The sequence below is a fragment of the Gordonibacter sp. genome (assembly GCF_036667095.1).
Taxonomy (GTDB): domain Bacteria; phylum Actinomycetota; class Coriobacteriia; order Coriobacteriales; family Eggerthellaceae; genus Gordonibacter.
The window spans coordinates 1-10,628 of the sequence record NZ_JAVWUP010000087.1; the positions used below are offsets into that span (position 1 = coordinate 1).

Consider the following 10,628-nt stretch of genomic DNA (forward strand, 5'->3'; position numbering starts at 1 on the left):
TACCGTTCGAGCACCATTGCTATAGCAACTCGACCATGACTCATAGTGCTATAGACTTTTCCATAAATGTAATACACTACGTATCACCCACTGAAGGGACACGCTATTAAAACAAAGCCATGCGCAATACGTTTCTCCGAGACTGAGAAAAATGCGATTGAGCAATATGCATATCGTCATGACATGACGTTTTCCGAAGTTGTAAGAAAATCCACTGAGGCTTTCCTTGCAATGGAAGAAAGGGACCACCTTTCGCTGACCGAGTTAGCGGAACGGGCAGCCGATGAAGATCCAGATCTTCTCTATGACCAGTTCCTAGATGATTTTTCTCATTCAGGTGAAAAGATTCTCTTAATCAGCAAAGAACCAGATTGGAGGGGGGGGACGCTGCGTATTGGCTCTGTCTCTTAGCGGCGACCGCTCATAAACTTGCACATGACAATTATCTACCTGTCCCCAAATGGGCGCTTTCTGAACGATACGTGGCACCAACCCCCATCTATGGCATGAATACCGAAAACCCGACTTCCAGGCATATCTCGTGAAGACAACCCCAATGGAATTTCGCTGCCATAACATGTTCCTTGGCGACAACGCCTTGTCTCGAGTCTAGCAAGGCTTCGTGTGATTATGAAAGAAATAATGGATTAAAATATTGCTCCTATGGTCCATTTTTCACCATAAAGTCGTTTCAGCAGTACTTGCAGAGCAAAGAACCTGGCACTTCCAATGAATAGACGCCTTGAGAATTGAGAAATTATGCACACCGACGGTATTTTTGTTTCAGACTTCCTAGAACTCGATGACGAGCTCGACTCGCTTGGCGTATTCGATTCTTTGCTCGACAAAGATAGCAACTTCTTTATCAATGTTGTAAGACTTAAAGCTACTTTAGTGCCTGAGTTTCAGGATGCATATGCGCACCTCAATATGTTTTTTAGCGATATCGCAACGATCTTAAGTTCATCCCAAGGCCCCAAGGCGATGGACAAAATGTATCGCGAAGCTCGCAAAAAGTTTGTATTTTCGGAAGTGAACGGAATCAACTTAGGCTTTGCCGAATCTGAATACGGTGCGGGATTTGGAAAGACTCTTTCTGACAAAGTATTGCAAGATGCCTTTGAAATTATCAAGAGCGGGTCAAAACAACCTGAAATTTTTCATTTGGTTGGTTTGTTTGAAGAAAATATCGGCCCCGACAGATTGAGCGACATGATTGCAACAATCATACAGCCCGATATCGAAGCTTACACCCGAAGGATCCTTGAGGATTTAGGTATAAACCATTTAACTAGGCCAGGTTTATCATTCAATTCAGAAGGTCTTATTAATAACCCGTTCAAAAAGACATGCATACTTCTTTTGCCAGTAGATATTCTCCATGAATTACCAATTGCCAGATGCTGGGAGGATATTGAGCATGTTGCTTCCGAGAATGCCGCAATACGCAGAGAAATCAACGAAGAAATATGCGAAGAATGGAGCAAGTGGGCCTCAGCAGCAAAGAAAAACTACATCAGAGAGCATGTCTTCATGCAACCCGATCGATGCCAAAGGGTTATCGACAACTACAGGGAAGAATGCGTTGCGCCATTCAATCCCTCATCTAACGTCGATTATTTCGCAAAACGTATCCTAAAGGAATTGAGGGGTTCGCTGAAGTGCGATGCGGAAAGAAATGATATTAATAGCCTTCAAGGGGCTCTTGACGTAATTGCCATCTTCCAGGATTGGGTTGAAAACCATCGCGGATGGGATTTTATTCGAGAAGCTCCGTCAGCCAAAAGGGAGAAATGCGTACAGCTTGCAATTTCCCTTGCGGGAAAGCATTACGTCCAAGTTAATAACCTCGATTTTAGCTCAGAGCCAGATGCGGGCCGCGGTCCTGTAGATTTCAAACTCAGCAGAGGTAATGACAAAACCGTTGTCGAGGTCAAACTTTCAAGTAATAGCCAATATCTACACGGATACCAAGAACAGATTCAGGAATACGGCAAGGCCGAAAATACCAGTCATCTAGTTTACGTTTACGTAGACTTAGGCGATCATCCGAGGCGTCTTGAAAAAATCAAAACAGCCATTAAGGCTGATGAGGAAAAGCACGCCTCTCATCCAGAAGCGATAATAATCGATGCTACTCCCAAAAAGGCAGCAAGCACGTTTCACGCCAACAATACAACTGGGCCCACATCTGAATAGCATGCATCACGAGCCGCATCCGCTAAATTCCTTTAATCTCACGCTCGGGCTTCTTGCGGCCGGAGCAGTAGGGGCAATATGACCGACTTGCGGCTACTCTTTGGTAGACAGGCATCTTGTACGTGTGCCCACAGTTGAGACCCTTCCACCACACCTCTCGTTTTGCGCCTGCAACCACGTCACGCGGCGTCACACCCTTATTCAGATGCGGATGCCACAGCTGGGCAATCAGCGGCTCCAGCGTTGCCAGATCATTGAATCCAGACCAAACTTTTCGGTTATGACAGTAAGGACAACCGGGATCATGGCCAGATATCTTAGTCCGATTGACGACCGGAATCTTCCATTCGTGACCGAGCTCGCAACGCCACCACACGGCTTTGCAGCTGTTCGCCATAATCTCGGTCGCCTTGAGGCCGTTGTTTTTTGTCGGATGCAGCTGCCGGGCGATCTTCGAATGGGTCGTTTTAAGGTCGTTGAAACCCTTGAGCACCTGACGCATCCCGCATACAGGGCAACCGGCATCGCTCTGTGTACGGTTAACCACTCCAATCTGCCACGTATGCCCGAGCTCACACCTCCACCAAACTCGATGCGCACTACCAGCAGTTACGTCGCCCGGGCCGAAGTCTCCGTTGAGATCAGTGTCCCACTGAGCAGAAAGCTCAGGATGGGTATGGACAAGGTCATTGAAACCGGTAAGTACACGATGGTTCGAGCAGTACGGACATCCAGCTCCCGCGGTCCGTTCTGCTGGCCTGGCTTGCCACTCGTGCCCGCATTTCCCAAGCCACCATACCAGCGCCGTCGAATTGACCCGAACACACCCAGGGTCGAGCCCCTCGTTGAGCATCGGATGCAGCTCTGATGCTAAGTCAGGCCTAAGAGTTCCCAAGTCATTCAATCCGGAAAGCAATTTGCGATTAGCGCAGTATGGGCACGACGCATCAATGCGTGCGGTTCGCTGCGAGATTGATTCTCTCCACACATGCCCACATTTTCCACGCCACCACACTGGCTTCGATGATCCGGTCAATGCTTCCTCAAGTGTCATCGGCGCATTCAGATATGCGTGCCACTGTGATGCAATATCAGGACGCTTTGCGGCAAGAACATTGTGCTTTGCTACCTTAAACCCGTAGCGCTTCTCATGGCTACAGTTCGGGCACTTGCGCGAGTTTGAAGAAGTGAGACGCAGACTTTCCTGCCACTCGTAACCGCAACGTGGACACAGCCACCACAGCCTTTTCGCCGTACGATCTGATACCGACTCGGGCGTGAGATCACCGTTTTTCGTCGGATGCCACTTTGCCGGAAGTGCCGCATCTAGGCACTCGACCGAATTGTACCCCGGCAACACACGTGTACGATTACAGTAAACACATCCTGCACCACGAAACACGCGACTGCGTACAGATTCCTTCCACGAGTGTCCGCATTCAGATCCCTTCCACCAAACCCGCTCTGTGGTTGCGCGTGTAACGTCCCCGGGACCAAGATCACTATTGCGCCTGAAATCCCATTCGGCAAGCAGGTCCTCATGCCCAAAGCTTTTACAGTACTCCTCAAACGAGACAAGAAGGTTCGATGACTGCAGAAATCGTGTCCATTTAACAACAGTCTTTCCACCTGAAAAGGATGAGCTGCCTCCCGAATTAGGTTCCCTATCCCGCTCTCGCGCATCTCTCACCAGAGACTCGAAAGGCTCCATGACCTCTGCAAATCCATTTTCCCTCATCCATTGGTAAGGCGACTGCCTCCATATGCGGGACAAAACACCGTTCCAAAGATAAACCTCACGATGTGAGTTGACAGCCGTGCTCTCAGGGGGCATGCCGCGATTCTTCGATGGATGCCAAAGGCGTGCGAGCTCGGGCGCGAGCGTCGCCACGTCATTGAATCCCGCAAGACCTTTTTGCCCCGAGCAGTACGGACAAAGCCTCCCATAAGCACTCTCCGCACGCTTCGAGACGGGTGCGCGCCAAACGTGCCCACACTGACCCTCCCACCAAAACATCTGATGGAAGTCGGCAAACACGTGACTCGCGGGAAGCGGATTGCGTTTCGACCACTCGGCGGCGAGCTCGGGGTGCGTCGTCGCAAGGTCATTTTTGCCTGAGACAAGTTCCACATCAGCACAGGCCAAGCAGTCGTCAAACGATCGTCCGGTGCGGCGCGCAGGTGCCTCACACCATGAAAAGCCACAATCCGGGCACAACCACCATACGCGCTTCTGGGATCTGCAAACCACGTCATGCGGCTTGAGACTTCCGTTGCGGGCAACATCCCATTGCTCTATCACTTTGGTGCGCCCGTGAGCCTGCGCCCATTCGTCAAGCGGAAGAAAGCGATCAGGACAGCCTCCTGCCAGTCCCTCGAATGTCTCGAGCCCGTCGGTTCTGCGCCTATGATGAGCCACGCATTGACGCTTATCGCGCGTATATACATCGATATCATTTGTACCTATTCGCGCAATCAGCTTACACGATGCAAAGTTCTCGGGCACTCCGTAATAATTCCCTCGCACCTGAACAACTGCATCCCCCATTGCGCAAACTTTCTTCCATGTAACAGGCTCAAAAGGCTCCTTCGGGAGCGGCTGGAGCTCTGCTTTTTCTTCAGCTAGAAAAATTTGACGACGACTGCGCCCGCCTGCACTTCTCATTGGTCGGTCGTTGTACAACTCTACCAGTTCGCCTATTGCATTATTGAGCTGAGCTATTGAAGAGAACTCCATTTTCTCGAGCGTTGAAACAATACCGTTACCCATAATCTTTACGTGACACTCAACAGCCCCTTTCCATGTCGGACTGTATGATTTAGCGGGGAGCACAATAGTGCCGTAATGATCTGCTAAGTCCCGATAGCGCTCGTTTACTTTCTTTCCCTGACGACAAAAGGTGACTCCTACGCGCAGGTTGTCGATAATGTCAAATAGCGGAACGCCGCCAAAAAACTCGAAGGCAGCCACATTATGCTCGAGCCAACTTTGCATGCCCATATCCAAGCTCGCGCGTACGAAAGTATAATCAGAGTATGGCAAGGTCGCTAGGAACAGAAAAGCAGGGGTCGAGCTCCCGTCGGAGCCGTGAACAGGAATACTACGAGCCGCCCAGTCAAGCTGACAACATTCCGCGCGATGCCAGTTTACGCGCATCGAAAGCTTTGGATGAGCATCTGAAGCCCATGCGCGAACCTTTCGTTCAAACGTGACGCGCGCATAGGGCTCGCCTCCGTCTTCCTCGGCATGGACCAGATACGCCCCATACAACTTATCAACATGTGCCATATCGGCCCTGCAGCCAGCATCCGCGATAATGCGGGGAAAGTCCGGCTGATAGCGCCTCGCGTTCTCGTGCGGATCAACAAGGTGTGCGAGCTCGGCTTCAGTGAGTTCAGGAGGTACTGGCCAACCGATACCGAGCTGGTGCGCACGCTGTGTTACCGAAGCGACCTTCTGAGCCCCACATCCGCACAAAAACGCCACCTTCGACTGAGTCATACCAGTCGAACACATTTCGATAATTTCTCGGTAAGGGTAATCCTCTGTCACGAGTCCACCACCCCCATGGCCTCTTTTACTATCTCAAGGCTAAACGATTCACTGGCGTTTAACACCTTTCTGCACGCCTCATCAAGCGACACAACCGAGGATTGTTGCGCAAGGACAAGTAGGGCCTTACAGTCAGCAAGACCCCTACCATCCCGACGGCACGAACGCAAAAGCAGCCTCATCGCACGAACAACATCGGGGCCCAAAACTCGTGCTTCGGCAAAAAAGGCGCGGTCGATGCGTGCAGCGTACCAACGATGAGCAGCAGGACGATGCTCTGGGTCGGTAACGACATTTCGGCCCGGTGCAGACGCATCTTTAACAGCATGCGAAGCTACAAGATCACCACCAAAGAAGGCGCGCACTTTATCCGAAGTAACTTGGACGCGAACAGTCTCGAAAGCGAGTCGCCACGGGACAGAATACCTGACACCACGATAGACGAAATGGTGGTCTGTTCCTACCGAACGTTCGAGCCAAACATCGAATCCATAAGGCTTTTTCGGTAAAGAAATCATCTGAATAATCTCGCGTTCAGCAAGCACCCTTGAACGTGCGGGATGGTCGGAAAAAGCCGTAGCGTTCAAAAATGCCACCTGCCGCTCGATAATGACATCAACCTCTTCAAACGATGTCGGCGCACACTCGCGTAGAGCGCGCCTAACTTGTCTAAGAACGTAAGAAGAATTTCGAACATCACGTGGTTTGGCATGTTTGAGGGCGGTCTTAGCGGTTTTCGGTCGCGCACCAAACAACACCGTCTTATGGTATTCAGCGAACGCTTCAAGCGTGGCATGAACCGAAACTCCGGCATTTGACATAGACGCACCAATCATGGTGCAGTCGGTCACATGCGGCACACCTCCCATCCAGCGAAAAGCGCGCTCACAACAACGCATCCAAGAATCCGGTGTGCCGGATTCCGCACGACAAACAAACGTAGCATCAGAAAAAGCCATCTGAGCCACAAACAACCTAATGCTTCCACGCGGTAAAGACTTCATCTCTTGCATAGCCCAATAGGTCCGCATGTACTCACCAGGAAACCATTCAGGTGAGCTTTCCCCTATACTCTGACGTCTCCAGCCATTGAGAATGGTACAGAAGCTCGAAAAAGAGTAGGCGCGCTCATTTGCAACTTTACAGGCATCAACGTATTCCGCATAAACGTGATGACGCGTAATCGAGCGCGCATCATCAAGACGATCGCTAAAATGCTCACAAATAGGTAGCGCACACGTCCTGCGTGTCCCCTTGGCGCTCTGTATAACGACGTTGTGATTGTCCGCGGCTTCGGGAGCATACATGCCATCGCCCCCGACTATCTAAGTGTCAGCGGCTGCCTCCTTCATGAAGCGGTAAAGCGTGCTGCGCTTTACCCCGCATACACCGCACGCCTCTTCAACCGTCGAACCCTGGGCCCGCATCTGGGCCGCACGCTCAAGCGCCGTGGTATCGGCCTTCGGACGGCCACCCTTATCCTTAGGCCCCTGAGCCTTGCGCCCCTTTGCCGGATTCACCGCCGCGAACGCCGCAGCATGAGCGAACAAAGAGACTCCATCCAATTCGGTATCGATGCCCTCATCTAGCGCAACAAGCTCAGCACCGGCATTGCCAATCTGTACGACAGCCTTGGCAGACGACGCTGCGGTTGAACCGAGCACGGCAAGGTTGCGCACCACCACCACATCACCTGGACCCACCATAGCCATGAGGGCTGAAAGGGATGTAGCCTGCACACTGTCACAGCGTCCCGACTCCAACGACGCCGCCCTGGGCGCATTCCCGCGCCCCACGTACCCTATGCGCATGGCGAAACCAACCTCCCATCTCATTTGACGAGCAGATTTTACAACCACCGTAGCAAAAGCTTCCGATGACGTCCGCCAAAACGCCTACATACTCGGCTCCCGAACATCCCTTGTCGAGAGCTTCCGGACCGACCACCGTCACGTGCAGCCCCTTCTGGACATCTCCTTGAACTCTGCATGCTCATCGGAAACCCGGATACGATGTCAAGGGCCACAAAAACTTTTTGTCAGGCTTTGGATAGCATTGGCCAAAAACTCAAGCGCTCTGCGTTTTGCTTTTCCCCTTGCACCGCACCGGAACCCCGATGGTCAGCGAGCCACAAGGTTCGCCCACAGGGGGCAAGCCAACGGTAACAGGAGGTCATTACCATGGAAGCAATCAGCAACGACAAGGCAATGAACGGCATCGAACGATACCTAGAGCGACGCGGCATGTACATCACAGAACGCGGTTGGGCGCACGGCAAGGATAAGATTGACTTCGTTGTCCGCGATGACGATGAGCTGGTGTTCGTGGCTGCCAGGATTCGTGAGAACACAGGAAAGGGCCTGCCCGAAGAGGATTCGAGCCGCAAGTCGTTCGAGAAGGTGGCCGCAGCCTATTTGGCCGAACATCCCGATATCCCCGAAGGTCGGGTCAGGTTCGACATTGTGTCGATGTTGATCCTGAGCGACAGCCGCGCCCTCATCCGACACCACATGAACGCAACCTCGGTGGCTGGCGAAGACCTCAGCTAGCCGCATTCCCCAGCCCCGTCGTAACTCGCGACGGGGCTCTGGCGGCAACCTTGCTGAAGCTCAATGCTTCCAGCACGGCTTTTGTCTGCTTGATGGTGAGCCCGACAAAAGGGACGTCGGGTCATGATAGATGCGCGCGCATTTACGGGGACATAATGTCCCCGTGATTTCCGAAGAGCGCACAGTCTAGCGCAGATAATTTCGGGGGCTACTCGCCCCCGAATCCCCTCGGCAGGGTGAAATCCACCCTGCACCCATCAACTTTGCAATGCAAAATGTCACTTGAGTACTTGAGAACACATTTAAATGACTGTTAGCTCTGATACAGATTCGATGATTGCCTTATAGTATGCCTCATACAGCTTTGAGCGATCCCCCATCTGGTCAGCATATGATAAAGCGGCCTTATAGTTGTCTTTCATATCAGGCCGAAAGAGTACTGGTGCTATCCCTTTCCTCATTAACAACAGATTGGTAAAAGCTCTTGTCGTCCTGCCATTACCGTCTCTGAAGGCATGAATGACCGTCAGGCGATGATGAATATCCAATACCCGCTTGATGTAATCAGATTGGGCAAGACTCCCTGCGTCAACGAGAAGAGTATTGATGTCTTTGTCCAAAAAGTGCATTTCACGTTGGATATCGCCGTAGTCAATCGTCTCAAATTTAGCACCAAGCACCAACGTATTGCTTTGCCTAAACATGCCACCATACTCTGGACAAGGGGCAGTAGAAAATAACAGTTTATTGATATGCTTGACATCATAGATATTAATATTTTCAGAGTTGCTTTCGCTTTTATCGAACACAAAATCATAAGCAATAGTTAAGCCAGCAACCTCGATAATATCGCCATTTTCTTCACTGCAAAATTCACTGTCGTTTCCGTATAGGCGAAGGTCAACAACAATTTCAGCAGCTGTTTCAGAATCAATATCTATCCCTTCCATCCTGCTATCATGGAAGATAAATTCTGTTTTGAACCTTTGACACATCCGGGGATTCATAGAAACCTTGAAGCACGCCTCAGCTGCATCGAAAAGTTGGTCATATAGTTTCAAGTGCGTTAACCCAAGATGCTCTCGCTGCTTGTCGGGCTTGAATGTAGTGCAGCGGTGTCTTAATGAATTTGCAGACGTGTCACCTTCGATAACATGCAGCTTGTAGGCAAGTTTATAGAGGCATGCCTGAAAACTTACGCCAAAATAGTTTGCGATACGGAGCGTATCATCAAACGCAACAGTACCGTTCTGCAGATAGTACGATACCTGTCGTTCTAGTTCGTTGGTAGGCATAAGTAATTCTGAAGCAAAGCTTTCTGCATATCGCTCAATACTTGATTGGCCGTTTATTTTGCATGCAAAAGGATCATGTCCAGAGTCTTTAATGTGATGGCATAACTCATGAGCAGCTGTGTAGCGCTGCCTAGTTATCGGCCTGCCAATATTAATACCAACAACAGGAACATCATCAGGGGAAGCCGCGGGGATATAGGCTCCCTCGTATTTATCAAAATGCCTAAAGCTGAATGCAATGCCCTCGTCTGCAAGAACCTGGAATGGGTTTATCGGAAACACAGGCTCGCTATCAGAAAAATATGCCCGCAGAAACATATTTGCAAGTTCCTCTGCGGGCATACCCTTTTGCGCTAAAGCCGCGTAATCAGGCAAGGCCATTACTGCCTTTCCTTCATTGCTTGCTTGAACTTCATGAGGTTCAGAATTTCCTGCTGATCACTTTCTCCAAGCGATTCGAAGCTGCGTGCAAAAACCTGAGCCGGCATATCAATCTTTTTTCCATTTAACAACTCGTCAGCTGGGATAAGGAACAAATCGCTCAGTTTTCCAAGCTCTTCTGCAGAGATTTTTCTCTTGTTTGATTCTATTTCTGCAACAGCGGAGCGCCCTATACCTAAGAAACGAGCAACGTAATCCTGCGATAGGTGCAGTTCTGTTCTGGCCTGTCGAACCCTTTCATTTAACTTTGTCATAGCTGCATCCCTTCTTTTTCCGTACCCACACTCTAGCACTCTGTACGGAATAATCAACACATAGTGTCGGATAATCAGACGAAACGCATTTCAACTACTTAAGTGTTTTGAAAGCCTTTTGAAAGGCCGTCGGCGAAGCGCTCAGTCTGTCAACTCCTACGAACTTGGGCAGATCCTCTGTTATGCCCAACTCCATATCTAGCGTCGCTCCATCAATCTCCGCCAGTCTTTTCTTTTTGGCAGTCTTATCTGCAGACGATTTCTGAGTTTTCAACCTGTTATCAGTCGCTTCAATAGTGCTTTAGTGCCATTTTGTATAGTTTTTCGAATACCTATG

Annotated in this window: 8 protein-coding genes; 3 read left to right on the plus strand and 5 right to left on the minus strand. The window is 50.4% G+C overall.

Going from position 1 to position 10,628, the window contains the following annotated elements; translation table 11 throughout:
* Positions 1 to 231 precede the first annotated feature (231 nt).
* Complete coding sequence (locus RR842_RS08755; RefSeq protein WP_332729495.1) at positions 232 to 411, plus strand: hypothetical protein; 180 nt, start codon at positions 232 to 234, stop codon at positions 409 to 411.
* 348 nt (positions 412 to 759) lie between these two features.
* Complete coding sequence (locus RR842_RS08760) at positions 760 to 2,199, plus strand: hypothetical protein (protein ID WP_332729497.1); 1,440 nt, start codon at positions 760 to 762, stop codon at positions 2,197 to 2,199.
* A 22-nt stretch (positions 2,200 to 2,221) separates the two neighbouring features.
* Here RR842_RS08760 and istA read toward each other — a convergent pair whose 3' ends face one another.
* From istA to RR842_RS08775, 3 genes are read right to left on the minus strand one after another with little or no spacing between them, the layout of a single operon-like run.
* Entirely contained in the window at positions 2,222 to 5,752 is a 3,531-nt protein-coding gene (gene istA, locus RR842_RS08765; protein WP_332729498.1) for an IS21 family transposase, read from the minus strand.
* Positions 5,749 to 7,059, minus strand: coding sequence for a hypothetical protein (locus tag RR842_RS08770; RefSeq protein ID WP_332729499.1), 1,311 nt, complete (start codon positions 7,057 to 7,059; stop codon positions 5,749 to 5,751). Before RR842_RS08770 ends, istA begins: the two co-directional genes overlap by 4 nt.
* A gap of 18 nt (positions 7,060 to 7,077) precedes the next feature.
* A complete protein-coding gene (locus tag RR842_RS08775; protein ID WP_332729501.1) occupies positions 7,078 to 7,563 on the minus strand; it encodes a hypothetical protein in 486 nt (161 codons plus the stop codon).
* A 369-nt stretch (positions 7,564 to 7,932) separates the two neighbouring features.
* On the opposite strand from RR842_RS08775, the gene RR842_RS08780 reads away from it, so the two are divergent.
* The gene (locus tag RR842_RS08780) at positions 7,933 to 8,301 is read left to right on the plus strand and encodes a YraN family protein (protein WP_332729502.1); all 369 of its coding nucleotides are present in this window, start codon (positions 7,933 to 7,935) and stop codon (positions 8,299 to 8,301) included.
* Between the two features lie 302 nt (positions 8,302 to 8,603).
* Here the strand turns inward: RR842_RS08780 and RR842_RS08785 are convergent, their stop codons facing one another.
* Together RR842_RS08785 and RR842_RS08790 are read right to left on the minus strand one after the other, a co-directional pair.
* The gene (locus RR842_RS08785) at positions 8,604 to 9,977 is read right to left on the minus strand and encodes an ImmA/IrrE family metallo-endopeptidase (protein WP_332729503.1); all 1,374 of its coding nucleotides are present in this window, start codon (positions 9,975 to 9,977) and stop codon (positions 8,604 to 8,606) included.
* Complete coding sequence (locus tag RR842_RS08790; RefSeq protein ID WP_332729504.1) at positions 9,977 to 10,291, minus strand: helix-turn-helix transcriptional regulator; 315 nt, start codon at positions 10,289 to 10,291, stop codon at positions 9,977 to 9,979. The genes RR842_RS08785 and RR842_RS08790 overlap by 1 nt, the downstream gene beginning before the upstream one ends.
* Between the last annotated feature and the right edge of the window lie 337 nt (positions 10,292 to 10,628).